This is a genomic window from Roseovarius nubinhibens ISM, from assembly GCF_000152625.1.
Classification (GTDB): domain Bacteria; phylum Pseudomonadota; class Alphaproteobacteria; order Rhodobacterales; family Rhodobacteraceae; genus Roseovarius; species Roseovarius nubinhibens.
Genome location: NZ_CH724156.1, coordinates 457,210 through 483,838 on the forward strand (window position 1 = coordinate 457,210; position 26,629 = coordinate 483,838).

Annotated in this window: 23 protein-coding genes; 12 read left to right on the forward strand and 11 right to left on the reverse strand. The window is 64.9% G+C overall.

Going from position 1 to position 26,629, the window contains the following annotated elements:
• Positions 1 to 88: 88 nt before the first annotated feature.
• The 4 genes from ISM_RS02345 to ISM_RS02360 form a co-directional block, all read right to left on the reverse strand.
• Positions 89 to 1,726, reverse strand: a complete 1,638-nt coding sequence (locus ISM_RS02345; protein WP_254655633.1) for a DUF4139 domain-containing protein — start codon at positions 1,724 to 1,726, stop codon at positions 89 to 91.
• Positions 1,727 to 1,882: 156 nt separating this feature from the next.
• Positions 1,883 to 2,905 (reverse strand): aspartate-semialdehyde dehydrogenase, encoded by a 1,023-nt coding sequence (locus tag ISM_RS02350; protein WP_009812499.1) that lies wholly within the window; start codon positions 2,903 to 2,905, stop codon positions 1,883 to 1,885.
• A 72-nt stretch (positions 2,906 to 2,977) separates the two neighbouring features.
• On the reverse strand, positions 2,978 to 4,150 hold the full coding sequence (locus tag ISM_RS02355) for an MFS transporter (protein ID WP_009812500.1): 1,173 nt from the start codon (positions 4,148 to 4,150) through the stop codon (positions 2,978 to 2,980).
• Between the two features lies 1 nt (position 4,151).
• Positions 4,152 to 5,102 carry a histone deacetylase family protein gene (locus ISM_RS02360; RefSeq protein WP_040617782.1) on the reverse strand — a complete coding sequence of 317 codons (951 nt, stop codon included), beginning with the start codon at positions 5,100 to 5,102 and terminating at the stop codon, positions 4,152 to 4,154.
• A 105-nt stretch (positions 5,103 to 5,207) separates the two neighbouring features.
• Between ISM_RS02360 and ISM_RS02365 the strand changes: the two genes are divergently transcribed.
• The 6 genes from ISM_RS02365 (at position 5,208) to ISM_RS02390 (ending at position 12,339) form a co-directional block, all read left to right on the forward strand.
• A complete protein-coding gene (locus tag ISM_RS02365; RefSeq protein WP_009812502.1) occupies positions 5,208 to 6,590 on the forward strand; it encodes a mechanosensitive ion channel family protein in 1,383 nt (460 codons plus the stop codon).
• Between the two features lie 220 nt (positions 6,591 to 6,810).
• The gene (rsfS, locus tag ISM_RS02370; RefSeq protein ID WP_009812503.1) at positions 6,811 to 7,173 is read left to right on the forward strand and encodes a ribosome silencing factor; all 363 of its coding nucleotides are present in this window, start codon (positions 6,811 to 6,813) and stop codon (positions 7,171 to 7,173) included.
• A gap of 5 nt (positions 7,174 to 7,178) precedes the next feature.
• Positions 7,179 to 7,649, forward strand: a complete 471-nt coding sequence (gene rlmH / locus ISM_RS02375; RefSeq protein WP_009812504.1) for a 23S rRNA (pseudouridine(1915)-N(3))-methyltransferase RlmH — start codon at positions 7,179 to 7,181, stop codon at positions 7,647 to 7,649.
• A gap of 675 nt (positions 7,650 to 8,324) precedes the next feature.
• Entirely contained in the window at positions 8,325 to 9,842 is a 1,518-nt protein-coding gene (gene gpmI, locus ISM_RS02380; protein ID WP_009812505.1) for a 2,3-bisphosphoglycerate-independent phosphoglycerate mutase, read from the forward strand.
• Complete coding sequence (locus ISM_RS02385; RefSeq protein WP_009812506.1) at positions 9,839 to 11,002, forward strand: murein hydrolase activator EnvC family protein; 1,164 nt, start codon at positions 9,839 to 9,841, stop codon at positions 11,000 to 11,002. The genes gpmI and ISM_RS02385 overlap by 4 nt, the downstream gene beginning before the upstream one ends.
• Positions 11,003 to 11,004: 2 nt before the next feature.
• On the forward strand, positions 11,005 to 12,339 hold the full coding sequence (locus tag ISM_RS02390; protein WP_009812507.1) for a S41 family peptidase: 1,335 nt from the start codon (positions 11,005 to 11,007) through the stop codon (positions 12,337 to 12,339).
• Positions 12,340 to 12,642: 303 nt separating this feature from the next.
• Here ISM_RS02390 and ISM_RS18135 read toward each other — a convergent pair whose 3' ends face one another.
• Positions 12,643 to 14,160, reverse strand: coding sequence for a hypothetical protein (locus tag ISM_RS18135; protein WP_156783293.1), 1,518 nt, complete (start codon positions 14,158 to 14,160; stop codon positions 12,643 to 12,645).
• 604 nt (positions 14,161 to 14,764) lie between these two features.
• Between ISM_RS18135 and ISM_RS02400 the strand changes: the two genes are divergently transcribed.
• The gene (locus ISM_RS02400) at positions 14,765 to 15,127 is read left to right on the forward strand and encodes a DUF2946 family protein (protein WP_009812510.1); all 363 of its coding nucleotides are present in this window, start codon (positions 14,765 to 14,767) and stop codon (positions 15,125 to 15,127) included.
• Positions 15,128 to 15,195: 68 nt separating this feature from the next.
• Positions 15,196 to 16,596 carry a PepSY-associated TM helix domain-containing protein gene (locus ISM_RS02405; protein ID WP_009812511.1) on the forward strand — a complete coding sequence of 467 codons (1,401 nt, stop codon included), beginning with the start codon at positions 15,196 to 15,198 and terminating at the stop codon, positions 16,594 to 16,596.
• Between the two features lie 40 nt (positions 16,597 to 16,636).
• Here ISM_RS02405 and ISM_RS02410 read toward each other — a convergent pair whose 3' ends face one another.
• On the reverse strand, positions 16,637 to 16,927 hold the full coding sequence (locus ISM_RS02410; protein ID WP_156783294.1) for a hypothetical protein: 291 nt from the start codon (positions 16,925 to 16,927) through the stop codon (positions 16,637 to 16,639).
• Between the two features lie 287 nt (positions 16,928 to 17,214).
• Here ISM_RS02410 and ISM_RS02415 point away from each other — a divergent pair, with 287 nt between their 5' ends.
• Together ISM_RS02415 and ISM_RS02420 are read left to right on the forward strand one after the other, a co-directional pair.
• Positions 17,215 to 17,697, forward strand: a complete 483-nt coding sequence (locus ISM_RS02415) for an RNA pyrophosphohydrolase (protein WP_009812513.1) — start codon at positions 17,215 to 17,217, stop codon at positions 17,695 to 17,697.
• Positions 17,694 to 18,224: a hypothetical protein gene (locus ISM_RS02420; protein ID WP_254655635.1), complete on the forward strand. Its 531-nt coding sequence runs from the start codon at positions 17,694 to 17,696 to the stop codon at positions 18,222 to 18,224. The genes ISM_RS02415 and ISM_RS02420 overlap by 4 nt, the downstream gene beginning before the upstream one ends.
• 148 nt (positions 18,225 to 18,372) lie before the next feature.
• On the opposite strand, the gene ISM_RS02425 is transcribed toward ISM_RS02420, so the two are convergent.
• The 5 genes from ISM_RS02425 to ISM_RS02445 form a co-directional block, all read right to left on the reverse strand.
• Positions 18,373 to 19,755 (reverse strand): lytic murein transglycosylase, encoded by a 1,383-nt coding sequence (locus tag ISM_RS02425; protein WP_009812515.1) that lies wholly within the window; start codon positions 19,753 to 19,755, stop codon positions 18,373 to 18,375.
• Between the two features lie 113 nt (positions 19,756 to 19,868).
• Entirely contained in the window at positions 19,869 to 20,582 is a 714-nt protein-coding gene (locus ISM_RS02430) for a helix-turn-helix transcriptional regulator (protein ID WP_040618255.1), read from the reverse strand.
• A gap of 71 nt (positions 20,583 to 20,653) precedes the next feature.
• The gene (locus tag ISM_RS02435) at positions 20,654 to 22,537 is read right to left on the reverse strand and encodes a peptidoglycan -binding protein (RefSeq protein WP_009812517.1); all 1,884 of its coding nucleotides are present in this window, start codon (positions 22,535 to 22,537) and stop codon (positions 20,654 to 20,656) included.
• Positions 22,538 to 22,540: 3 nt separating this feature from the next.
• Complete coding sequence (locus ISM_RS02440; protein WP_040617784.1) at positions 22,541 to 23,767, reverse strand: biopolymer transporter ExbB; 1,227 nt, start codon at positions 23,765 to 23,767, stop codon at positions 22,541 to 22,543.
• 67 nt (positions 23,768 to 23,834) lie between these two features.
• Entirely contained in the window at positions 23,835 to 24,365 is a 531-nt protein-coding gene (locus ISM_RS02445) for a gamma-glutamylcyclotransferase (protein WP_040617785.1), read from the reverse strand.
• Positions 24,366 to 24,430: 65 nt separating this feature from the next.
• Between ISM_RS02445 and ISM_RS02450 the strand changes: the two genes are divergently transcribed.
• Together ISM_RS02450 and ISM_RS02455 are read left to right on the forward strand one after the other, a co-directional pair.
• Positions 24,431 to 25,438, forward strand: a complete 1,008-nt coding sequence (locus tag ISM_RS02450) for a DUF2125 domain-containing protein (protein WP_156783295.1) — start codon at positions 24,431 to 24,433, stop codon at positions 25,436 to 25,438.
• A gap of 180 nt (positions 25,439 to 25,618) precedes the next feature.
• Positions 25,619 to 26,557, forward strand: a complete 939-nt coding sequence (locus tag ISM_RS02455; protein WP_009812521.1) for a lipid A-modifier LpxR family protein — start codon at positions 25,619 to 25,621, stop codon at positions 26,555 to 26,557.
• Positions 26,558 to 26,629: the final 72 nt, after the last annotated feature.

Sequence of the window (26,629 nt, forward strand, 5' to 3'; positions counted from 1 at the left end):
AGACCGGGCCGGATAACACTGGATCACAGAGAAACAGCGCGGATCGCTCCGCGCTGTTTTGCGTTTAACCGGGGCCGTCCAGGCGGGCTTAGCGGAGCACCTTGTCCTCCGGCCATTTCAGCCATTGATCGAGCTTCACAACCTTGGTCTCGCCCGCCGCCAGATCGAAATGCCATTCCAGCACGCCGCGCTGCCCGTCGAGATCGCTCTCGCTCACCCGAGGTGCCGCTTCCCATGTGATCTCGAGCTGCTCCTGCTCGGAATAAGGCACCCGGTCGCGCAGCCGCACCGGCCAGTCTTCGCCCGTCAGGTTTTCGACCTCGATGCGCACCGCCTCATTCATGTCGTTGGATTTGCGGATCACCCCCCGGTCGCCCTCTTGCCGGTCCTCGATCCGCCGGGTGAGCCGCAGCCCGTCAATCGGGCCAAAAGCAATATCCGCCTCGGCCCCGGCGGGGACCAGTTCGCTATAGCCGCGCCCGACGAATTTGCCGTCGAGATATTTCATCACCATGCCGGGCAGGATCATCTCGCCGGTGTCATTGGTCATATCGGCCATGAGAAAGGCCGAACTGTCCGCCAGAGGCACGGCGCGGGCATAGGTCTCGGTCGTGGTCTCGAGCGTGCCGAGATCGATCCGCACCCGGTCCGCGCCAGAGGCCAGCGACAGTGGCCGGTTGTAGCGATAGCTCACCGACAGCCCGTCAAACTCGGCCTCGGCGACAATCGCCGGGGCCGGTTCCGCCGCCATCTCGGCCCGGGCGAAATCATCCGCCGCCGCGCCGCGCAGGGTCTTGAGCACCGGCTGCGGCGCGTCCTTGTCGGTGATCCAGCGCTGCCAGGGATGCACTTCGCTCGGCTCGGTCTGTTCCACCGGGCGCACCGTCGACAGGGTCAGATCGACCGCTTGCCAGTTCTCGCCGCTGGCCTGGCTCACATAGGCGCCGCGCGCAATCTCGAGCTGCCCGCTCTGCCGGTCGAGCCGCATGTCATAGACCGGCTGCCAGCCCGCCTGATGCACATTGTAGCTCAGCGTGATGCGCCCCTCGGTCGCCGCATCGGCCTCGATCGCCACCGCGAGCATCGCATGCGGCCCCTCCTGCGGCACCAGCGCCGCCAGCGCCTCGCGGGCCGCCTGCAAATCCTCTGTGAGGTCCTTGAGATCGCGCTCTGCCGCCTCGGCCCGGAGCCGCGCCGCCTGTGCCGCCTGTTTGGCGCTGAGCGTCTCGTCGCCCACCAGCCCGATCAGCTCGCGCAGCGCGGCGGGCTCCATCTGGGCCACCCCGTCGCCCTGCCCCAGCGCCGCCAGAAACGCCACCCGCGCCTCCGCCGCCTCCTGTTCGAGACGCACCCCCTCGATCTCGGCCCGCGCCCCGCGCAGCGCCTCTTCGAGACGTTCGACCTCGGCCTCGGCGGCCTCGATGGCCTCGCCCTTGGCCGGATCGCGCGGCGGCACATAATCGCGCCGGGTGGTGAGCGTGCCCATCGCCGCCCCCTCGACCGCGACCCGCACCGAATCGAGATCGGTGTCGCGCGGCAGATCGAGCAGGATCAGCTCATGCTCGCCCTGCGGCGCGCTGAACGTGGCCTCGCGGGTGACGGTGCCACCGCTCGGATAGAGCGTCACGGACCGCACCTCGGCGCGCAGCGGAATATCCTCCGCAAAGAGCGCCGCAGGGGCCACGGACGCCACGGTGGCAGACAGGATCAGGGGCAACATACGCATCAGAATTCCTCCGGGAAAATACCTGAGGCTCATGTTTGCACCACAGCCCCCGAATGCAAGCGCGGCCCCACGCATACGCGGAATGATGCCTGTCGCGGAAACGCAAAACGGCGCGGGGGTTCCCCCGCGCCGCTCACTGCTCAAAACTTTGAAAACTCAGGCTTTCTTGAGAACCCGGTTGCCCAGCGTCTCGGCGATCTGCACCGCGTTGAGCGCCGCGCCCTTGCGCAAATTGTCGGACACGCACCACAGGTTCAGACCGTTCTCGATGGTGCCGTCTTGACGGATGCGGCTGATGAAGGTCGCATAATCGCCCACGCATTCCTTGGGCGTGACATAGCCACCGTCTTCGCGCTTATCGATCACCATGATGCCCGGCGCCTCGCGCAGGATGTCGCGCGCCTCGTCCTCGTCGAGGAAATCCTCGAACTCGATGTTGATCGCCTCGGAATGGCCAACAAACACCGGCACCCGGACACAGGTCGCGGTGACCTTGATCGCCGGATCGACGATCTTCTTGGTCTCGGCCACCATCTTCCACTCTTCCTTGGTCGACCCGTCTTCCATGAAGACATCGATATGCGGAATGACGTTGAAGGCGATTTCCTTGGTGTATTTCTTCGGCGGCACGTCGGAGACCGGGTTATAGACCGCTTTGGTCTGCTCCCAGAGCTCATCCATGCCTTCCTTGCCCGAGCCGCTCACCGACTGATAGGTCGAGACCACGACGCGCTTGATCCGGGCGCGGTCATGCAGCGGCTTGAGCGCCACGACCATCTGCGCCGTCGAACAGTTCGGGTTGGCGATGATGTTCTTCTTGGCATAGCCTTCGACCGCCTCGGGGTTCACCTCCGGCACGACCAGCGGCACATCCGGGTCATAGCGATAGAGCGAGCTGTTATCGATCACGACACAGCCAGCCGCGGCCGCCTTGGGCGCGTATTTCTTCGTCGCGTCCGAGCCGATGGCAAAGAGCGCGATGTCCCAGCCGGTGAAATCGAACGTGTCCAGATCCTCGGTCTTCAAAGTTCGCTCGCCAAAGCTGACCTCAGTGCCGAGCGACCGGCGGCTGGCAAGCACCGCGATCTCATCGACCGGAAACTGGCGCTCGGCCAGGATGTTCAGCATTTCGCGGCCCACATTGCCCGTGGCGCCGGCGATGACGACTTTGTAACCCATGTTCTGATCTCCCGTAGGTTGGGGGGTTGACGGGCGGGTCATAACGCTTTCGGGTCCGAGGTTAAAGGGGCTTCACGCGTGACTGTCCCGGCTGCGCAAATAGACCAGCGATCCAAGGATCGCCGCCACCCCGAAAAACCCGAAGAGAACCGCATAGGCCTGCGGATCGCCCGCCCCGCCCGCCGCCGCATGCAAGGGCGCCGTGCCAAACTGCATGAGCCCGGTGCCGCCAATCCCGAAAAGGTTGAGCAAGGTCACCCCGCGCCCCGCCAGATGCGGCGGGATGAACCCGCGTGCATGGGCAATCACCACCGGGAATGTCGCCCCCGTCATCCCGATAAGCGCACAGAGCGCCACCGAGAGCCAGACCGACGCGCCAACAAACAGCGCCAGCATCAGGCACAGCGTGCCACAGGCCATATTGCCCCAGAAGATCACCCATTTCTGCGTGCCCAAGAGCCGGTCGAGCGGCCCGTAGATGAACGTGCCAAGGATCATCGCCACCCCCATCACCAGGCTCGCCTGCCCGATCTGCCCGGTGCCGAGCGTGAACACATCCGCCAGATAGGGCCCAATCCACAGGCCCCGAATGGCCGCCACCGGCGCATAGGCCACGAACATCATCGCAAAAATCGGCCAGAGCACCCGCATCCGCAGCAGATCAAAGATCGAGCCGCGGCTCTCATGCTGCACCGCCTCCGGGTCGCGCACCGTCACCGCAATCCCCGCCGCCACCGCCAGCGATACCGCCGCCAGGCCCCAGAGCGCCGCACGCCAGCCCACGGTCTCGGCCGCCAGCGCCATGGGATAAGACGCCACCAGATTGCCAACCGAGCCGACGCCAAGCATGACCGCCGCCAGCGTGGCGAACTGCGCCGGCGAAAACTGCCGCGCGAAAATGTAATAGGACGCCATCAGAACCGGCGAACAGCCGACCCCGATGAGACCCATCGCGATATTGATATGCCAAGGCGCGCTGGCCAGCGCAAAGATCGCCGCGCCGCCACCGCCGCCGAGCGCCAAGAGCACCGCCGCGCTGCGCCGTGGCCCGACCCGGTCGAGAAGCCAGCCCACCAAGGGCTGCATCAGCGCAAACACCGCGAACCAAAGCCCCGACGCCAGCGCCAGATCATCCGGCCCGGCCCCAAGGTCCGCCGCCAGCGGCGCCCCGAGCACCGCGAGGAAGGCGCGGAAAAACTGGCTCAGCACATAGGCGAGACAGAGAAGGACAAGACCGGCGCGCATGTCAGGCCCCAGCCAAGGCGCGTGGCGGGGAGGCAGCCGCGATCAACGCATCCACATGCGCCGCCGCCGAGCGCCCCAAGGCGTGCAAATCATAGCCGCCCTCAAGACAGGAGACGAGCCGCCCATCGCAAAGCTCTTCCGCCAGCGCACAGAGCCGTTCAGTCACCCAAGCGAAATCCGCCTCGATCAGGTCGAGATTGGCCAGCGGGTCGTCGCGATGCGCGTCAAACCCGGCAGAGACAAAGATAAATTCGGGCCGATGCTCCCTAAGGCGGGGAAAGACCTGATCCTCCCACGCCTTGCGGAACGCCGCGCCACCGGTGCCCGGCGCCAAGGGCAGGTTGAGCACATTGCCATGCCCACCCGTCTCATGCGCCCCGCCACTGCCCGGCCAGAGCGGCGATTGATGCGACGAGGCAAAGAACACCCGCGCGTCCTCTTCGAGCAGATCCTGCGTGCCATTGCCGTGATGCACGTCGAAATCGACCACCGCCACCCGACCCAGCCCGTGATGCTCCAGCGCATGCATCGCCGCCACAGCGACATTGCCAAAGAGGCAAAACCCCATCGGCGTCTCGCGCTCGGCATGGTGGCCCGGTGGGCGCATCGCGACAAAGCCGTTGCGCGCCTCGCCCGCCATCACCAGATCGACCGCCCGCACCGCGCCCCCCGCCGCGCGCCACGCGGCCTCCAGCGTGCCGGGCGACAGGAACGTATCGCCGTCAATCTGCGCCCAGCCCTCGCTCGGCGCGGCCTTGCGCAGCCGGTCGATATGGCTCTTGGGATGAACCCGCAAAATGTCATCCTCGGCGGCCATCGGCGCCACCACGCGACGCAGCTCCTTGCCCTCCAGCGCCTCGAGAACATGCGCCAGCCGCGCCACCTGTTCGGGGTGCCCCGGCGGCATCAGATGGTCGAACCCGGCCTCATGGGTGATCAATGCGGTTGTCATGCGCCCCTCCCTCGCGTGGCATCTGCGTGACAACAGCCCATCGCGCCCGCGATGTCCAGCCTCGTCAGGCTTGCCGCGCCCCGGCCCCCGTGCCAAGGTTTTCCCATGGAAGAAGACGTTAAGGACATCGTCGAGGCAGTCACCCCCGAGGAGCTTGCCCAGGACGCCCAGGAAATCGCTCTCAGCCTCTGGCAAAAGGGCGAATTGCTGCTTCAGGACATGGCGCGAACCTGGAACCTCTATCAACTGCTGATCTTTGCGGTGATCCTGGTGACGGCGCATGTGCTGTCGCGCGTCCTCGGGCCGCGCCTGCATGACTGGATGCGCGCCCGCGAGGGCTGGCCGAAATGGCGGATGCGCTTTCTGGTGCTGCTGCACCGGCGCTTGCGGCTCTTGCTGGTGGTGCTGATCACCTGGCCGGTGATCTGGATCATGCGCGAAGTGACCTTCAGCCACCGCACCGCCATTCTCGAAGTGGCGGGCAAGCTGGCCCTGTCATGGCTCGTCATCGCCATCCTCACCCGGCTGATTTCCAACAGTTTTTTGCGCGGCACCGTGCGCTATGTCGGCTGGACATGGGCGACGCTGATGATCCTCGAACTGACCGGTCAGGCGCGCCAGCTTCTCGACAGCGCGGCGCTCTCCTTTGGCGACACCCGGCTGTCGCTCTGGATGGTGTTCCAGGGGCTGATGATCATTGGCCTGTTGATCGTGGTGGCGCGGTTCATCTCGCGCACCACCTCGGAACGCATCCGCCAGAACGAAGACATCTCGCCCTCGATGCAGGTGCTCGCCCTCAAGGTGATGCAGATCACCCTCTATGGCGCGGCCTTCTTTATCGGGCTGAAGGCGGTGGGCGTCGATCTCACCGGGCTCGCGGTGCTGTCGGGCGCCATCGGTGTCGGCCTCGGTTTCGGTCTGCAAAAGGTCGTGTCGAACCTCGTCTCGGGCGTCATCATCCTGCTCGACAAATCGATCAAACCCGGCGACGTGATCAGCCTCGGCGAGACCTTCGGCTGGATCAACAGCTTGGGCGCGCGCTATGTCTCGGTGGTCACCCGCGACGGGCGCGAATACCTTATCCCCAACGAGGATCTGATCACCGGGCAGGTGGTGAACTGGTCCCATTCCAACGATTACGTGCGGCTCGACATCTATTTCGGCACCGCCTATCACGACGACCCCCACGCCGTCCGCCGCATCGCCATCGAGGCCGCCAAATCCGTCGACCGGGTGCTCGACTGGAAACCGGCGGTCTGCCACATCGTGGGCTTTGGCGACAGTTCGGTGGATTACATCCTGCGCTTCTGGATTTCCGACCCGACCGGCGGGCTCACCAATATTCGCGGCAATGTCTATCTGGCGCTCTGGGACGCGTTCCAGGAACACGGCATCTCGATCCCCTTCCCCCAGCGCGAGGTCAAGCTCCTCAACGAGCAGATCGCCGTCGCCCATGAGGCCCGCCACACCGCCGACCCCGCCGATTAACCCCCACCGCACCGCAATGAGCCCTTGTCACCCGGCTCACGCCATGTCACAGACGCGCGCAAAATCGCACCGCTCTGCGCGGTTTCATTGAAAAGTCACACCTGAAAGACTATTCTTGGGTCATGCCCTGCACCGGGGCGATGATCGGTGTGCAACCAAGGAGGACAACGTCCTGTCCACGACGACACAGGCGGCTTCGGCCGCACATCCGGGCGCGTCATTGTCGCCCGACATAACCGCAGACAGCGATACACAGCTCGCGCGGGTTCTCTCCTCACTCTCCGATGACAAGGCCGAAGAGATCGTTCAGGTTGACCTGCGCGGCAAAACGGCCATCGGCGATCACATGGTTATCTGCTCCGGCCGCTCGTCGCGCCAGGTCACGGCAATTGCCGAGAAACTGGTCGAACGGCTGAAACAGGAACTGGGTGTCGCCTCGCGCATCGAGGGCAAGGAAACCGGCGATTGGGTGCTGATCGACACCGGCGATATCATCGTCCACGTCTTCCGCCCCGAAGTGCGCGAGTTCTATCAGCTTGAAAAGATGTGGCTCCCGGCGGACAAGCAACCGACCGCGAACTGATCTGAATGCGTGTTCATATCTGCGCGGTGGGCCGGCTGCGGTCAGGCCCCGAACGCGCATTGATCGACGATTATCTCACCCGGTTCGACCGAACGGGGCGCGCGCTGGGCCTCGGCCCCTGCACCCTCCACGAGGTCGAAGACAAGAAGGGCGGCGGCATGAAGGCCGAGGCCGCCCTGCTCGACCGTGCCCTGCCCGCAGGCGCGGTGATCGTGGCGCTGGACGAACGCGGCAAACTGCTGAGCTCGCCCGAGTTCTCCGACAAGCTCGCCGGCTGGCGTGACATGGGGCGCGGCGATCTGGCCTTTGTCATCGGCGGCGCCGACGGGATCGATCCCGCCCTGCGCGCCCGCGCTGATTTCAAACTGTCCTTTGGCAAGATGGTCTGGCCGCATATGCTCGCCCGCGTGATGCTCGCCGAACAGCTCTACCGCGCCGCCTCGATCCTCGCCAACAGCCCCTACCACCGGGTCTGAGCCCGCCACGCGCGGATCAAGCCGGGACAGCTCCGGCCCGTGGGATGGCGCTCCACCGCTCCCGGATCACGCTTTATCCCGGCCAAGCCCCTCTGCCCCCACAGCCCATCACGCCATAACCAAAGCGCCAGCCCGCCGGAACGGGCCGGCGCTGGCCCGGCGGCCTGCGGCCTTGCTCCGGGCCATCCTGCAAAGACAACACGCGTCCCCAAGCGCGAGCGCCAGACCGCGGGGTGGCGTCCGACGCCGGTGCAGGGCAGTTTATGCTGGCCAAGCCCCGCTCGCATAGAAAGGCATAGGGCCAATTGCCAATCGCCAGCCCGGGGGGCGGTCTGGCGATCGCGCGGCGGCGCTGCGCGCCTTTGCTCCGCGCGGGGCATTGAACCCCAAGCCGGGACAGCTCCGGCCCGTGGGATGGCGCTCCACCGCTCCCGGATCACGCTTTATCCCGGCCAAGCCCCTCTGCCCCCACAGCCCATCACGCCACTCGCCAAAGCGCCAGCCCGCCGGAACGGGCCGGCGCTGGCCCGGCGGCCTGCGGCCTTGTCCCGGGCCATTCCCCCCAAGAAATCCGGGCAGGTTCACGCCCCGCGCGGCCTGTTAACGCTATCCCGGTTCACCCTGCCCGCCGGACGCGCTAGAACCGCCCCAACCAAGAGGCAGGAATCGACCCTTATGAGCATCCCCAAACCCGTTGTGCTGTGCATTCTCGATGGCTGGGGGCTGAGCGACAGCGACGTGGGCAACGCCCCGCGGCTGGCGCAGACCCCCATTATGGACCGGCTTCTGGCCGACTGCCCCAATGCCACGCTGCTCACCCATGGCCATGACGTGGGCCTGCCCGCAGGCCAGATGGGCAATTCCGAAGTGGGCCATATGAACATCGGCGCGGGCCGCGTCGTCGAAATGGACCTGCGCCGCATCGACCGCGCCATCGAAACCGGCGCCTTCGCCACCCTGCCGGGCATCCTGCGCTTTGCCGAGGCGCTCAAGGCCAGCGGCGGCACCGCGCATCTCTTGGGCGTGCTCTCCGATGGCGGCGTCCACAGCCATATCACCCATATGATTGCCGCCGCCGAAGCCCTCACCGCCCAAGGCCTGCGGGTCGCGATCCACGCCTTCACCGACGGGCGCGACGTGGCTCAGGTCTCGGCCAAAACCTATCTCGAAGAGCTCCGCGACGCCCTGCCCCAAGGCGCCTTTATCGCCACCGTCTCGGGCCGCTACTACGCCATGGACCGCGACAACCGCTGGGACCGGGTGAGCCTCGCCTTCGACGCGCTGGTCAACGCCCGCGGCTACACCGCCGACACCGCCTCTGACGCCATCGACAACGCCTATGACAAGGGCCGCACCGATGAATTCATCAAGCCCCGCGTGCTCGGCGACTATGACGGCATGAAGGACGGCGACGGCATCCTGTGCCTCAATTTCCGCGCCGACCGCGCCCGCGAAATCCTCGCGAGCTTTGCCGACCCCGAGTTTGCCGATTTCGACACCGGCCCCCGGCCCCAATTCGCCATCGTCTCGGGCTTTACCGAATATTCCCGCCGCCACACCGCCTATATGGATTGCATCTTCCCCGATGAAGCGCCGGAAAACACCCTGAGCCAGTGGATCGCCGCCAAGTCCCGCACCCAGTTCCACATCGCCGAGACCGAGAAATACCCCCATGTGACCTTCTTCCTGAACGGCGGGCGCGAACGGCCCGAACCGGGCGAAGAACGCTACATGGCCGCCTCGCCCAAGGTGGCGACCTATGATCTCGCCCCCGAAATGTCCTCGGGCGAGGTGACCGACCATCTGGTGCGCGCCATCGAACAGGGGTTCGATTTCATCGTGGTGAACTATGCCAACCCCGATATGGTCGGCCACTCCGGCGATCTCGACGCCGCCATCGCCGCCTGCGAGGCGGTGGACCGTGGCCTGGGCCGGGTCCGCGCCGCGATCGAGGCCAAGGGCGGCGCGCTCATCGTCACCGCCGACCACGGCAATTGCGAACAGATGATCGACCCGGTGACCGGCGAGCCGCACACCGCCCACACCACCAACCCGGTGCCGGTGCTGCTCTTGGGCGGGCCGGAGGGAGCCGCGCTGCGCCACGGGCGGCTGGCCGATCTGGCGCCCACGGTGCTCGCGCTGATGGGGCTCGACCAACCCGCCGAGATGACCGGGCAGAGCCTCCTCGCATGAGGCGCGCGGCGCTCATAGCGGCCCTCGCGCTGACCCTCGGGCCGCTCGGGCCCCTCGGGCCATTCGCCCCGCAGGCCCAAGCCGAAACCGATCCCGCCACCGCTGCTGAGGCCGCCGCCAAACAGCTCGCCGCCGCCTCCGAGGCGCTGACCGAAGCCGAAGGTGCGCGCAACCGCGTCAAGGCGCTGACCCAGACCATCAAGGCCTATGAACAGGGCCTGCAGGCGATGCGCGAAGGGCTGCGCCGGGTCTCGGTGCGTGAACAGACGCTGGCCCGCGACCTCGCCGCCTCCGAGGCCGAGATCGCGCAGTTGCTCGGCATCCTGCAATCCATGGGAAGCGCGCCGTCGCCGGTGCTGCTCTTGCACCCCTCGGGGCCGCTCGGCACCGCCCGGTCGGGCATGATCCTCGCCGATGTGACCCCGGCGCTCGATGCCGAGATCGCCGCCCTGCGCACCAAGCTCACCGATCTGACCCTGCTCCGCGCCCTGCAGGAAAGCGCCGCCGACACGCTGCGCCGTGGCCTCACCGAGGCCCAGCAGGCCCGCGTCGCGCTCAGCCAGGCCATCGGCGACCGCACCGACCTGCCGCGCCGCTTCACCGAGGACCCGGTCAAGACCGCCCTGCTCATCGCCGGCACCGAATCGCTCTCGGGCTTTGCCTCCGGGCTGAGCGAGATCGCCGTCGACGAGGTGCCCGGCTCGCTGCCCGGCATCGACGACCGCAAAGGCACGCTCGCCCTGCCGGTCCAGGGCCGCATTCTGCGCCGCGCCGGCGAGGCCGACGCCGCCGGCATCACCCGCCCCGGGCTCATCATGGCCACGCCGCCCCATGCGCTCGTCACCACCCCGGCGGCCGCCACGCTGCGCTATGCCGGGCCGCTCCTGAACTATGGCAATGTCGCCATTCTCGAGCCACAGGCCGGATTGCTTGTGGTGTTGGCCGGGCTGGATGTGGTCTATGGTCAGGCAGGACAGGTCTTGCCCGGCGGCAGCCCGGTGGGCATCATGGGCGGGGCCGAGGCCGATGCCGACGGCATATTGCCGCCCGGTGACGCCCAAAGCGCTAACGATTGGACGGAAACTCTCTATATTGAGATCCGAGAGAATAACGAGCCGGTGGACCCCGCGCTCTGGTTCAGAACAGACAAGGAAGATTGAGCATGAAGAAATTCCTGATGGCCGCAGCCGCTGGCACCCTGACCGGCGTGCTGGTGACGACACAGGTGGCGGCCCCTCTCCTTGCGCAGGAGGCCAAGAAAAACACCAATGTCTATGAACAGCTCGATCTCTTCGGCGACATCTTCGAACGCATCCGCGTGCAATATGTCGAGGAAGTCGACGACGCCGACTTGATCGAGGCGGCCATCAACGGCATGCTGACCTCGCTCGACCCGCATTCCGGCTACCTCCCCCCCGCCGACGCCGAAGCCATGCAGGAACAGACCCGCGGCGAATTCGGCGGCCTCGGCATCGAGGTCACCCAGGAAGAGGGCTTCGTCAAGGTCGTCTCCCCCATCGACGGCACCCCCGCCGACAACGCCGGCATCGAGGCCGGCGATTTCGTCACCCATGTCGATGGCGAGAGCGTGCTCGGCCTGACCCTCGACGAGGCGGTCGACCTGATGCGCGGCCCCGTCGGCTCGGAAATCGTGATCACCGTGGTCCGCGAAGGCGAAGAACCCTTCGACGTCTCGATCATCCGCGACACGATCAAGCTCACCGCCGTCCGCGCCCGCACCGAACAAGACACCGTCGTGCTCCGCGTCACCACCTTCAACGACCAGACCTACAGCAACCTCGAAGAAGGCCTCAACGAACAGGTCGAGGCCGCCGGCGGCTGGGACAAGATCAACGGCGTCGTGGTCGACCTGCGCAACAACCCCGGCGGGCTGCTGACCCAGGCGATCAAGGTCTCCGACGCCTTCCTCGACAAGGGCGAGATCGTCTCGACCCGCGGCCGCAACCCCGAGGATGGCGAACGCTTCAACGCGACCGAAGGCGATCTCGCCTCGGGCAAACCGCTGGTGGTGCTGATCAACGGCGGCTCCGCCTCGGCCTCGGAAATCGTCGCAGGCGCGCTGCAGGATCACAACCGCGCCGTGGTCGTCGGCACCAAGAGCTTTGGCAAGGGCTCGGTCCAGACCGTCATGCCCCTGCGCGGCGATGGCGCCATGCGCCTGACCACGGCCCGCTACTACACGCCCTCGGGCCGCTCGATCCAGGCGCTCGGCGTCTCGCCTGACATCCTCGTCGAACAACCCCGCCGCAAGCGCGACGAGGAAGAGGAAGAGACCAAGACCAACCGCCCCGGCCGCACCGAGGCCGACCTGCGCGGCAGCCTCGACAATGACAGCCTGACCGAGGACGAGATCCGCCAGATCGAAGAGGACCGCGCCCGCGCCGAAGAGGCCGCCAAACTGCGCGAGGAAGACTATCAGCTGGCCTACGCCATCGACGTCCTCCGCGGCCTCTCGGCCCTGAACGGCAAGAAATAAGCTGGCCACATAGGGCCTCACGGCCCCCCATCCCCCCGCGCGAGCCCCCGCCCGCGCGGGGGTTTTCGTTTGGGGGGAGGGATACCGCCCGGAACAGCCGCGCCAGCGGCCCGGGCAGCGCCCGACCGCCCCACGGGCGGGCGCTTTGGCCAATGTCACGCCTTATCATGACCCCCACGCCGAGGCGGCACTATAAACCGTGACAAACCTCTTTACCGATGCCCCCCTCGGTCGGGCACTCCCCTCCTGAAAAGTGGTTCAACCGCGGTCGCGACAGCTGGGTCCAATGGTTTACGCAAATGGTCAATGTTTCTTGACTTTTCCTTTTGCCTCACGCCGCTCCCGTGCGCGGCGCTGTTGGCGGGTCTCTACTGTTGGAAGAGCTGGGAGATTAGGAAATTGCTGAGTGGAAATACCAGTGTACTTAAGCTCTCCAGAATTCAGGATGTCCAATTCAGATCTTCTTTGCAGAACCTCAGCCTCGAGCTCCTCATCCCATTCGCTAACCTGCAAAGCTATTAGGTCTTCCGACCCTCCCTTAGAATCTGTATCAGAACCATGCCCATCAAACGCAAGGCCCACAACTGTCTCAATCGAACGATAATCCTGAAGAACGGCGTACAGATAGGTTTCAAGCATCGTGACGCGAGCCTGCCTGTATTGATCGTAAGCTCCCTTATCATCCAAGTAATCGGGGTACTTCAAGATCATGAATACGTATGCGACGACCGGTGACACGCTATCGACAGGCAACACGACGCGCGCATACCTATCTTGGTCCAATTTCTCCGAATTCGAAAGGGCGTCTAAAAAAGCTTGACTCAAAGCTCTTCGTCGAACACGGCATTCGGCAGCCATAAATCGCAATGCCGGTTCAGCCAAAGCCGCAGTTGGGACTTGATTAGCGATCTTTACAGAAGTTCCAGCCAGGATATGATCTGTAAACTGGGTTATTAATTTATCCCAAACATAGGAAATTTTGTCTGCCTGCTTTCGCGCTTTATTTTCAGGTCTTTCTTTGAAACCTTCGTAGAATCCCTCAGTAATAGTCAAAAGTTCACCTGGCGCTCGCATCGGAAGGTCAAAACTATGGTTGCCTTTGTCGTCTTCGTTTTGGAAGTAGAACGCGATCAAGTCCCTTTCACTATGCGCTGCGGCAATGTTCTTCGCACGGATAGCCCCGGATCGATGCGACAAATACTCAATTAAGTCTTTAACTGTATCAAATTCGCTGAGCACTGCATCAAGGCTGGTACGATCGAAAATATGTACAAAAGATTTATCAGGCTTTGGGTCTCCTACAAAAAATGGGACGTCTATCCCATGCCCCCCCATTGTTGTGGTATCAGCAATCACTAGAGTGCCGTCATCTCCTCCCCAATACTCTTTCGCTGCCTGCTCTGCGCCTATAGCCACACAGATACCGTGAAATCGCATTCTTTCCGGATCTGGCAAATCTAACGGAAATGGTTCGGTGCATTCTTTGTCCAAGAAAATCTTATCTTGGTGCCCCCGTAGGAACCTTTCGGCACCATGAATTTGATCCACTGATTTCTCGACTGCAGTTCGATACCATCGTTTCCACGCGACTAAGATATCTTTATGCCGCCGAAACTCGATCTCCTTGTCACTAAAAACGAGGACATCATCACCAAAAACCACCAAAAGGTCGCACAGTTCCTTACCGTCACCTTGGCCTCTTAGCTTCTTTTCAATGAACGTATTTGGATAGGACCAAAGGTTCAAAAAGGTTTTCTCTGCGAGGCGAGCGAGATATCTTTCGCTTTCGGTAAATCCTGTCCCGCGCTTAATAGGTTTCATGAGCACTACATCTTTGACCGTGGCCGAATCCGGCTGACTTTATGCGAGTTGGTTTGGGCAAACACTGACACCTTTGCGGCTAGGTAACAATGTTCGCCACACAGTTGTGGAAAAATGTCATTCCTTGGCGTGACGCGCATTTCACGCAACTAGGATCGCGAAGCCCCCTAGTTGTCTCAGACCGCCCTTAAGCATTTTACAGAAAAGCGCGTGTCCAGCGTAAATTTACCGCAACCGAGCCAACCACTCCGCGCCCGACCGCCCCACGGGCGGGCGCTTTCGCCAGCCACGCGCCCCATCACCACCCCCACGCCGAAGCCCCACCATAAACCGTGACACACCCCTGTCCCGATGCCCGTCCTCGGTCGGGCGCTCCCCTCCTGTCGCCGCCAAAACGACTCACCCCGACCCCCCGCATCGCGCGCGCCCCGCAAGGCCCCAACCCCGCCAAAACCCGCACTGTCGTTTTACCGTCGTAATACCGACGTGTTACCGACGCCGCGATTTTCGCCCCCCACAGCCCCCGCCAAATCGCCCCTATTCCGGCCATTTTGCCGCAGCCAAACCGCTGGACGCAGCCCCGATCTTGCGGCCATATCGCCCCATGATCCGCACCGTTCTGCGTCTTCTCATTCTGGTAACCCTGCTCACCGGGGTCACCCTGCCCAAGGCCACCGCGGCCTTGGCCTCTCTCGGCCTGTCCGGCTCGCAGACCATTGTGATCTGCACCGGCGAGGGGCTGCGCACCATCACCCTGTCCGCCGATGGCACCCCCGTCGAACAGCCCGAGACCCAGGATCATGACTGCCTCTTGGTGCAGGCCATCGCACCACCCCCCACAGCCCTGCCCGAGCGCCCGCAACCTCTTGTCACCGCACGGATTTCCGCCCCCGCGACGGCCACCACCCATGCCCGCGCCCGGCCACTTTTTGACGCTCCGGCCCGCGCCCCGCCGCTCCAGCCCTGATGCCATTTCACCCCTGACATCACGACCGGCCGCCTAGAGCTACGGCTGCGGCCAATTGGAGCCTACACATGACACAGACCCCCGCACGCGCGGCGCTCTATCGCGCCGTCTGGCGCTGGCATTTCTATGCTGGCCTATACGTTATCCCTTTCTTCATCCTTCTGGCCGCCACCGGCATGGCCATGCTCTGGATCGCCCATATCGACGGCCGCGATGGCGAGCGTCACACGGTCCTGCCACAGGCCCAGACCCTCGCCCTCTCCGAACAGGCCGCCAGCGCGGAAAAAGCCTTTCCCGACGGGAGTTTAGCGCAATATATCGCCCCCCGCGCCGCCGATCTCGCCGCGATTTTCCGCATCAACACCGACGACGGCCCGATGATGGTGGTGGTCGATCCCTACACGGCTGAAATCCTTGAGAAATTCCCCCGCCGCAGCGGCTGGTACGATCTCATGGACAATCTCCACAGCTCCCTCCTCCTCGGCCCCCCCGGCGACCGCCTCCTCGAGCTCGCCGCCTCCCTCGGCATCCTCCTCCTGATCACCGGTCTCTACCTCTGGTGGCCCCGCGACATCAGCCTCCGCCGCGCCCTCTTGCCCCGGCTGGGACGCCATGGCCGAAGCTTCTGGAAGAGCCTTCACGCCGCCACCGGGCTCTACATCTCATTGTTCTTACTATTCTTTTTGATCTCCGGCCTCTCCTGGGCCGGGATCTGGGGCGGCAAGATGGTGCAAGCTTGGTCGAGCTTCCCGGTTGGCAAATACTCCGGCATCCCGCTGAGCGACATCACCCATGCCGAGGCTCTCAATGGCGGCAAGAAAGAGGTGCCTTGGGCCCTCGAACAGACCCCAATGCCCGCCTCCGATGCCCATGCCCACCACGGCTCAGGCACCCCCATCGCCCCCAGCAACGCCCCCCCCGGCGCAGGCCCCCTGCCCGATCTCGACCGGATCGACCGCTTCGCCCGCGACATCGGCTTCACCGGGCGCTATCAACTCAACCTGCCCCAAGGCGACACCGGCGTCTGGACGCTGAGCCGCGATTCCATGAGCACCGACAGCCTCAACCCGACCTCGGATCGGATCACCCATATCGACCGCTATTCCGGCACTATCCTCGCCGACATCCGCTATGCCGATTACTCCCTGATGGGCAAGGCGATGGCCGTGGGGATCGCGCTCCACATGGGCACGCTCGGTCTGTGGAGCGTGCTCGCGAACACGCTCGTCTGCCTCTCGGTGATCTTCCTCTGCCTCTCAGGCGTGATCCTGTGGTGGAAACGCCGCCCTGCCGGCCGTTGGCCGCTCGCCGCCCCGCCCCAGCCAGAGCATATGCCGCATTGGCCCGCGGCCACGGCCATCGTGCTGGCCCTCGGCCTCGCCTTTCCCATGGCGGGCATCACCATCGCGGCGGTGCTTCTCTGGGATGCGCTGCTGCGGCCCCGCCTCATGCGGCGCGCACGCGCGTGAGTGTGCGGATCACAGCCGAGCCGGGGGCAACACCCCCCGGCTACCCAACCTCTTGCACCGGGCGCTCGGACCGGCACGCGTTGAGCGTCGTGTAAAGCATGTCGAAATCGGTCTTGCGCGCATAGGTCTTGAACACGATCCCATCCGCCTCCGTCACCAATCGCAGCACCCGAAACCCGACCTCGGTCCCGGCCTCAACCGCGGCCAGCGCGGTGGGCTCCGCCTGCCAGAGCACATGCCCCACAAGCCGTTTGCGATAGAAACAGAGCCGCCGGTCGGTCAGCGCCAGAATGCCGTGAATATTGCCGTCCCGGGCGCCTCCTGCGGCCAAGGACTGCCAGCCCTCCAAATGACAAAAAATCCTTTCTCCCGGTTGCAGAACCCCTCGCCGAAAGCCGCGGATATGCCTGTTTTCATTGGCCATCACTCTAACCTTAATTCTCTTTTTGAAATATGCCTTACAATGTCGCCGAAGCGCCGCTCGATCAAGCCCCCAGTTGCGCGCAAACAGGGCGAGACCCCGCTCTCGCCGCATGACGCCACGGCAGTGTCCACTGGATCATTGCCGCCAAACCTCCTATCCCTGTGACAACAGCTCAGCTCAGGACAGGTTCCCAGATGACACCCCAAGAGATCGCCGCCCTGCCGTACCGCCCCTGCGTCGGCGTCATGCTGGTCAATCGCGACGGCCATGTCTTTGTCGGTCAGCGGATCGACAATCAGACCGACGCCTGGCAGATGCCCCAGGGCGGGATCGATCCGGGCGAGGCACCGCGCGACGCCGCCCTGCGCGAGCTTTGCGAAGAAACCGGCGTCACCGCCGACCTCGTGCAGATCGAGGCCGAGAGCGACGGCTGGCTGCCCTATGATCTGCCGCATGATCTGGTGCCGAAACTGTGGAAAGGCCGCTTTCGCGGGCAGGAACAGAAATGGTTCCTAATGCGTTTCACCGGCACTGACGATCAGGTGCAGATCTCCACGGACACGCCCGAATTCTCGGCTTGGCGCTGGGTGCCGCCGTCCGAGCTGATCGACCGTATCGTACCCTTCAAACGCGAGGTCTACAGTGCTGTCCTCGCCCAGTTCGGAGACCGTTTATGAGTATGAAAACCGTTCTTGCCACGCTCGTCGCCAGCAGCCTCACCGGTCCCGCGCTGGCCCTGTCCTGCCTGCCCCATGATGTGACCGACAGCTATACGCAGGCCGCCGAGGCCGAGGCCAGCTATGTGGTGGTGCACGGGCGGCTCGTCTTTGACGAAACGAGACTGCCCAAGGTCGACATGACAAATCAGGCGGCGACCCCGGCAAGCACCCGCATCCCGGCGCTCATCTCAGGGAAATCTCTGAGCAAACAGGGCTTTGAACGCCGCTTTGAAACCCCGATCTCGCTCGACATCGAATGCGCCGGACCGTGGTGCGCGGGCGCGAAATCCGGCATCGATTACCTCGCCTTCCTGCGGGTCGAACCGGATGGCAGCTATGCGCTTGCCCTCAACCCCTGTGGCGGCCAAGGCTTTGGCGAGCCGAGCCAAGAGCAGCTCGATCAGATCCTCGCCTGCCACACAGGCGGCCCCTGCCTCTCGGGCCTGATCCAGTTGGAACAGGGCGAGCAGGCCCCCGCCGAATAGGCCTCCGAGGTCTCAACCGGCCGTCGCATCAAAGACTCAACGCGCCTCTTCTGGCTCGAAATATCCTGGGGTGAATTGGCCGCAAGGCCAAGAGGGGCAACGCCCCTCCCCACCTCTGACAGGGGTCAATCGCCCCGCCGTCCTCACATCAATTGCGGCGCAGATCCTGCAAGAGCTCCTTCGACGGCGCGCCATTGGCCGAAATCCCGCGCGCCCGCTGATAGGCCCGGATCGCCGCCGAGGTTTCCGGGCCGACATTGCCGTCCACCTTGGTGATCTTATAGCCCTTGCGCTGCAGCAACGCCTGAATTTCCTTCTTCTCGGCCTCTGATGTCGCCGAATAGCCGCGCGGCCAGCTCGCCTGGATCGGCGGCCCGCCTCGCAGCCGGTCCGACAGATGCCCGACCCCGATCACATAGGCATCGGCCCGGTTGTATTTCTCGATCACGCTGAAGTTGTGGAAAATCATAAAGGCCGCGCCTTGCGTCCCCGCCGGCAGCAGGATCGACGCATTGCCATAATTCGGCACCGCCCGCCCGTCGATGCCGACGACGCCCTCATTGGCCCAAGCCGCCGGGCTCTGGGTGAGCTTGCGGCTCGCCCGGCCCGCGTTAAAACCGCGCGGCAGGCGCACTTCGACGCCCCAGGGTTGGCCTTTTTTCCAACCGAACCGCTTGAGATAGGCCGCGGTCGAGGCCAGTGCATCGGTCGGATCATCCGACCAGATGTCGCGCTTGCCATCGCCGGTGAAATCCACCGCATAGGCGAGATAGGAGGTCGGGATAAACTGGGTATGGCCCATCGCCCCGGCCCAAGATCCAGTCATCCGGTTCGGGGCCACATCGCCCGACTGGATGATCTTGAGCGCCGCAATCAGCTGCTGCTCAAAGAATTTACCGCGCCGCCCGTCATAGGCCAGCGTCGCGATGGACTGGATCAGCGGCTCGCGCCCGCGCCTCTCGCCATAGGCGCTCTCCATCCCCCAGATCGCCGCGACCACCTCTTTTTCTACGCCGAAATGCGCCTCGATCCGGTCAAACGTGTTGCGATACTGGCGCAGCACCTTGGTGCCATTTCGCACCCGGCTCGTGGAGACGGCGAAATCCAGATATTCCCAGATTTCCTTTTTGAACTCCGACTGGTTGCGGTCTTTCTTGACGACGCTCGGGTCATATTGCACGCCGCGAAACGCCGCGTCGAACGTCCGGTTCGAAATGCCCTGCGCCCGCGCTCGCGACCGGAACCCGTTGATCCAATTGGCAAACCCCTGATGGCTCACCCGGGTCTGCACGACGCTTTCCACATTAAGGTCACTCGGCCGCAGCACCGGCCGCGTTCCGCTCAGCGATGCGAGCGTCACCGTGGCCTCAGGCGCGACTTGCCCAGTGCTCTGCACCGCCTGCGCGGCCACCGCGAGCCCGCCGGGCCGCTGCTCGGGGCGCAGCGACGATTCGACCGCCCGCGCCTCGACCTGTCCCGCCAGTCCAAGGACTACGCCCACACCGGCACCGAAAAACTTTTGATAACGCATTGCTCTGGCCTCCCCAGTGGTCTCGGGCCCTTCCTCGTGGCCCTGTTCCCCCTGATCGTACCGCGACTTGGTTAAAATCAAAAGAACACAAGCACAGCCGCGCAAGGCTCCGCCTATGGGGTTGCGGCCTCGGCATGGGTGGCCTCCTCGGCCCGCATCGCCGCCATATACTGCCGCAGCATCGGCACCCGGTTCGGTCGGAACGACTGATCCAGCACCTCGAGATCGCGCATCCGGTCTAGACGAAACGCCCGAAAATCCGCCCGCAGATGGCAATAGGCCAACAGACAATGCGACGCCTGCATATAGGCAATGCTGAGCGGATCGACACTGCGCGCCGTCGCCCGCCCCTCGGCATCGGTATAGGCGAACCGAATGCGCCGCTCGTCCCATGTCGCCTGCCGCAGTGCCACCACATCGACCCCGGGTTCCGGCAGCGGCGTGAACCGCGCCGCGCTGAGCACCGCGTGACGCAGCCGATGCGCCTGGCTCTCGGGCAACCGTGCTCGCAGCTTTGACAGCGCCCGCCCCGCCGCGCCGCGCAGCGCCGGATCGCCAATCGCCTCTACCTCGCGCAGCCCAAGCACCAGCGCCTCCAGCTCGTCACTGTCGAAACTGAGCGGCGGCAGCGCCGCATCCTCGATGAGCGTATAGCCAAACCCCGCCGCCCCATCGATCACCGCCCCCAGCCCGCGCAGCGCCTCGATGTCGCGATAGACCGTGCGCGGCGTCACGCCGAGATCCTGCGCCAGTGCGGCGGCGGTGGCGGGCGGGGTCGAGAGGCGCAGCGCCTGCATCAGCTGAAAGAGACGATGGGTCCGGGTCATGATGCGCTTATTCTCGCACATGCTGACAGAACCTGTCACCTACCCAGCACGAGAGGCCCGAAATCCCGGCGTTACTTCTCGGTAAACTTGAGCTCGATCCGGCGGTTCTGCGCCCGCGCCTCGGCGCTGTCGCCCTGCGCCACCGGCTGATACTGGCCAAACCCATTGGCCGAGAGCCGATCCGGCGGAATGCCAAGGCTTTCAATCATATAGCGTACCACCGAAAGCGCCCGCGCCTGACTGAGCTCCCAATTGTCGGCAAACTCCGCCGAATTGACGATGGGCACGTCATCGGTATGGCCATCGACCCGGATCACCCAATCAAGCTCGGGCGGGATATCCCCCGCCACCTTGCGCAGGATCTCGGCCACCTTGGCCACCTCGCCGCGCCCCTCCGTCGACAGCGCCGCCCGTCCCGGCGCGAACAGCACCTCGGAGGAGAACACGAACCGGTCGCCCTCGATCCGCACCCCGTCCTGCGCCCCGAGCACATCGCGCAGCCGCCCGAAGAACTCGGACCGGTATTTCTCAAGATCCTGCTTCTGCGCCTCGAGAAGCTTGGCCTTCTCTTCTTGCAACTCGCGACGGCGCTTTTCCTCGGCCGCGAGCCGCGCCAACGCCACGTTGAGATCCTTGCCGAGCGTCTGCAACTGCACCGAAGACGAGCTTTCGCGATCCACCGCATCATCCAGCAGCGCCTGCAACTCGCCCAATTGCGTGCGCAGCGCCTGAACCTGCTGGTTGAGCAAGGCCTGCTCGCGCCGCGCCGCCTCGGTCATCGCCTCCTGCTCCGACAGGGCCTCGCGCGCCTGCGCCAGAAGCAACGCCCGCGCCTCGGCCTCCGAGAGCTGCGTTTCCGCCTCCTGCTCTGCCGCGATCTTGGCCGCCAAGGCCGCCGCCAGCTTGTCGCGCAGCTCCTCCTCGGTGAGGCTCAGATCCTCGGCATCCGCCGTCACCGCCGCCAGCCGCTCGCGCAGTTGCGCCAGCTCGGCCTCGCGCGCCGCCAATTGCTCTTGCAGGTTCTGCTGATCCGCCTGCGCCGATTTCATCGTCTCGAGCTCGGCCGCCCCTTCTTCCGCCGCCACCAGCGCCGCCGCCAGCCGCGCGTTGAGATCGTCGCGCACCGTCTCTGCCGCCGCCAACAAGGTCAGCGTCTCTTCCGCCCGCTTGCGTTCCGCCTCGAGCGCCAGCGTCATCGCGCTTAGCTCCGCATCCGCCCCCTTGAGCCGCTCGCGCAGCGCCTCTGCCGCCGCCGCCTCGGCCAGCCGCGAGGCCTCTTCTTCGCTCAATTGCGCCTCGAGATCCTCGACCTTGGCGGTCAGCGCCCCTTGCGTCGCATCGGCCTGCGCGTTCTTCGCCTCGAGATCGGCAATCAGCGCCTCCAGCGCCTCGCGCTTGGCCGCCGCAAGCCGCGCCGCCTCGCTCTGGGCATCGACCTCGTCGCGCATCCCGGCCAGCGCCAGTTGCAATTGTTCCTGACGGCTGAGCAACTCGTCGCGCCGCTCTTCGAGATCGGCAATCGTGCCGAGATTGCCCTCGCGCTCGGCCAAGAGCCCCGCCACCTGCTCTTCAAAGCTCGCGATCCGCGTCGCCGCCGCGGCCAGATCATCGGCCTGCCCGGCCACCAGCCCTTCGAGCTCGGCAATCCGCGCCACCTGCGCCGCCGCCCGCTGCCGCGCCTCGCCCAGCGTCGTGGTCAGCGTGCCGACCCGCTCTGACAGCGTCGCATTGCGGTCCTGCTCCAGCCCCAGCGCCTCCGACAGGGCGACAATCTCGGCCGAGAGCTTGTCGAGCCGCGTCGCCTGCCCGGTGATCGTCTCGCGCAGGACGAATTGCACCACCATGAAAATGGTCAGCACGAACATCAGCACCAGCAACAGACCGGTCATCGCATCCACGAAACCCGGCCAGATCGAGGCCTGGAAGCGTTGCCCGGTGCGCCGCGACAGGGCCATGGCCTAGCGCTCCGGTCGCCGCGGCGTGGCGGGGGGAAGCTGAAACTCCGGCACCATATCCTGCACCGCGCGTTTGAGCTCGGCCAGATCGGTGCGCAGCTCTGTGGTGCTCTCCTGCCGACCGGCGCTGATCTCTTCGAGAATGCGCAGCATCTGCACGTCAATCGACCGCAGCCGCATCCGGCTCTCGGCATCGAGCCCGCCGGATGTGTTCGCATCGGCGCCGTTTTCATAGCGCTGCGTCAGGGTCGCGATCAGCGTCTCCTGGCCCTCGGCCACCCGCATCAGCGCCTGCACCTGCGGCCCTTCCCCGCCGAGCCGGTCGCTCAGCCGGTCGAGCGCGGCCGACAGCGCGTCGAGCTTTTCATCGACCATGGCGCGGCTCATGTCCGACTGGCTCAGCATGAGGTTGAGCCCGTCCATCTGCGCGCTCATATGATCAAGCGCCCCGGCCAGCATCGCGCCCTCGGCGCTGCTCTCGCCCTCACCGCCCCCGGCAAAGCCGACGCGGGTGATGGTCGACATCCATTCTTCGAGCTCGCGGTAAAACCGGTTCTGCCCATGGCTCGCGAAGAGCTCCAAGAGCCCCACCACCAGCGATCCCGCCAGACCCAGCAACGACGAGGCAAAGGCCACGCCCATCCCGCCAAGCTGCGCCTCAAGCCCGGTCATCAGCCGGTTGAACACCTCAACCCCGGCCTCGCCCTCTTGCGGGGCAAGGCTGCGGATCGTGTCCACCACCGCCGGAACGGTCGTCGCCAGCCCGTAGAACGTGCCGAGAAGACCGAGGAAAATCAGCATGTTGACGATATAGCGCGTGATCTCGCGCACCTCGTCGATCCGCTGCACCACCGAATCGAGGATCGACCGCCCGGCGCTTTGCGAAATCTGCATCCGCTTGCCCGCCCGCTGCCGCAACAGCGCCGCCAGAGGCGCGAGAAGCTGCGGCGCGTTGGTGGCCTCGTGCCCCGCCCGGTCGGCGGCGAAATCCTCGAGCCAGCGCACCGAGCCGATCAGCTGAAACACCTGCCAAAAGCAGGAAATCACACCGATCAGAAAGACAAAGAGGATAAACCCGTTGAGATAGGGGTTCGCCTGAAACACCGGCAACACCCGCGGCAGCGCCACAAAGGCACCAAACCCGGTAAGCACCAGCACGATCAGCATCAGTATGATCTGCCGGATCGGCGTGGAAAAATGCGGCTCGACCTCGCGGTCCGGCTGGTCCATCTGGACACCCCCGACACGTTTCTTCATTGGCCGCAGCCTACGCGGATCGAACTGCTAAGCCAAGGTCTTATCCGGCGATCTCCCTGACCCGCCCGACAAGCCATTCGAGATCCTCGTCGCCGATGCCAAGCTCGACCAGATGCGCCACGGTATTATAGAGATATTCGGTGTTCGGCCCCCGCCCGCCCACGGCCCGCGCGATGATCTGCGCCTGCGTCTCGAGCGGCTCACCGCCGCAATATTGCACATGATCAGGATCGACCACATAGGTCACCGCCTCGACCCGCCGCCCATCCATCAGCTCGAGCGGCAGCACCTCCTCGATATAGGCCGAGGAGATCAGCTCGCGCTCGCGCAGATAGTCGAGCACCGCCGCCTCCTGATCCTCGGCCACCCGCAGCGCCACGCCGGTACAGGCCGCGCCCTCATGCGCATCGAGCGCCAGCACCAGCCCCGGCGCCTCTTCGGTGCCGCGATGATGGATCGACCGCATGCAGAAACTGCGCGCATAGCCCGGCAAGGTGGCAATCACCTTTTCCACCGGTTCAAATCCCGGATTCCATACCAAAGAGCCGTAGCCGAAAACCCACATCGTCATTCGCTTGTCCCTCGCCGTTTCCCGCTTATAAACATCATCACGTCTCGCTGTGAAAGGGTAAGCCGATGAGATTGATGTTTACTGCGCTTGTTGTGCTTGCCTTGGGATGGAGCATCTACTGGGCCATCGGCTCGGGCGCCGGGCAAAAGGGGCTCGAAACCTGGTTCGAGGCCCGCGAGGCCGAAGGCTGGGTCGCCGAATACAGCGAGATGTCGGTCGAAGGCTTCCCGAACCGCTTTGACGCCAAGTTCGAGGATCTGGCGCTCGCCGATCCCGACACCGGCCTTGCCTGGGAGGCGCCGCATTTCGAAATTCTCGCGCTGAGCTATCAGCCCAATCACCTCATCGCCGTCTGGCCCGACAGCCAGCGCATCGCCACCCCGCTGGCCAAATATGACGTGACGAGCGACGACATGCGCGCCAGTCTCCGGGTCGCGCCGCAATCCGATCTGGCGCTCAACGAACTCACCCTGACCGCCAAGACCCTCACCGTGGCCGAGCTCGGCCAGACCGAGACCGCCCGCCTCGACAGCCTCACCCTCGCCGCTGAAAAAGCCCCCTCCGGCGATCTGCCGCGCTACCGGCTCGGCGTGCAGGCCGACGGCTTCACCCCAAGCGACGCCTGGCAGAAACATCTCGACCCGAACGGCCGCCTGCCGGAAAAACTCGACCAGATGCGCATCGACATGACGGTCGAGTTCGACAAGCCGTGGAACATCAGCGCCATCGAAGAGGCCCGCCCCCAGCCCCGGATGATCGACCTCAAGAGCGCCGAGGCGCAATGGGGACAGCTCGCCCTCGCCATGGCGGGCAAGGTGACGGTCGACGATCAGGGCCAGCCCGAGGGCGACATCACCATCAAGGCCCGCAACTGGCGCGACATCCTGCAACTCGCGCGCGAGGCCGAAGCCCTGCCGCCAAGCCTCGCCGACACCGCCGAAAGCGCCCTGTCGCTGCTGGCCCAGATGTCGGGCAACCCCACCACGCTCGACATCCCGCTGACCCTGCGCGGCGGCCGCGTCTGGCTTGGCCCCGCCCCGCTCGGCCCCGCCCCGGTGCTGCGGCTGCGTTGATCCTGGCCGCCGGACCGGCACCACACTCACATCTCAGGGCGGGGTGTCAAAAATGTCCCGCCTTGCGAAAAATGCACCCAAGCCCCGATTTTCCGCCCCGGCCTCTCTGGTCACGCACAGCGCTTGCTTGCTAAATAGGGATCACGCTGGGGGGCGTCACGCACAGGGACTATCAGATACATGCACCGTCGCCTCACCGCCGCTCTTGGCGCCAGCCTGCTTTCGCTCTCCATTCTCGCCCCTTTGATGACCGGCACCGCCCAGGCGGGCGACCGCCAGCAGCTCGGCTATGGCCGTCTCGTCACCAATGACCTGATCGGCGACGGGCGCGACCGCTGGCGCACCGGCTCTGTCGCGTCGAGCCGCGTCTGGGGCCCGGAATGGACCGGCGACCTGCCCGAGGGCTTTGGCGATCTGCTCGAACTGCGCCTCAATTTCGAGGCCATCGCGCCGGAACAGCTCGCCGCCCCCGCCGCCGGTGACCGCCCCTATGCTGCGGCGATCTCGGTCGGGCTGCACAGCCATTTTCAGAGTGCCGGCACCGAATTCGCCCTCGGCGGCGATCTCGTCTTTACCGGGCCACAGACCGGCATCGACGATTTTCAGGACTTCATGCATGATTATCTGGGCGGCGATGACATCAATTCGACCACCCGCAACGGCCAGATCGGCGATGACATCAACCCGACGCTGGTGGCCGAAATCGGCCGCCCGCTATCCCTCGGCCCCGCCCGCCTGCGCCCCTTCGTCGAAATGCGCGCCGGGGTCGAAACCCTCGCCCGCGTCGGCGCAGACCTGAGCTTTGGCCGCATCGGTCAGGGCGAATTGCTCGTCCGCGATCCGGTCACCGGTCAGCGCTATCGCACGATCCGCACCCCGGAACCCGGCATGGGCTTCGTCTTTGGCGGCGACATCGCCTATGTCGACCACAGCGAATACCTGCCCTCGAACCAGGGCTATCAGCTCACCGACAGCCGCGCGCGGCTACGCACCGGCCTGCATGTGCAGACCGAGGCCGGGCATCGGTTTTTCTATGGCCTGACATGGCTCGGCAAGGAGTTCGAGGCCCAGCGCGACGAACAACTTGTGGGGTCTCTGCGCATCAATCTGGAATTTTGACGTAACGGCCTTGACCTCTTCTCTTGCGAAATGAAGAACCTTTGTTAACCTGTCAGTAATAAAAAGAATAAA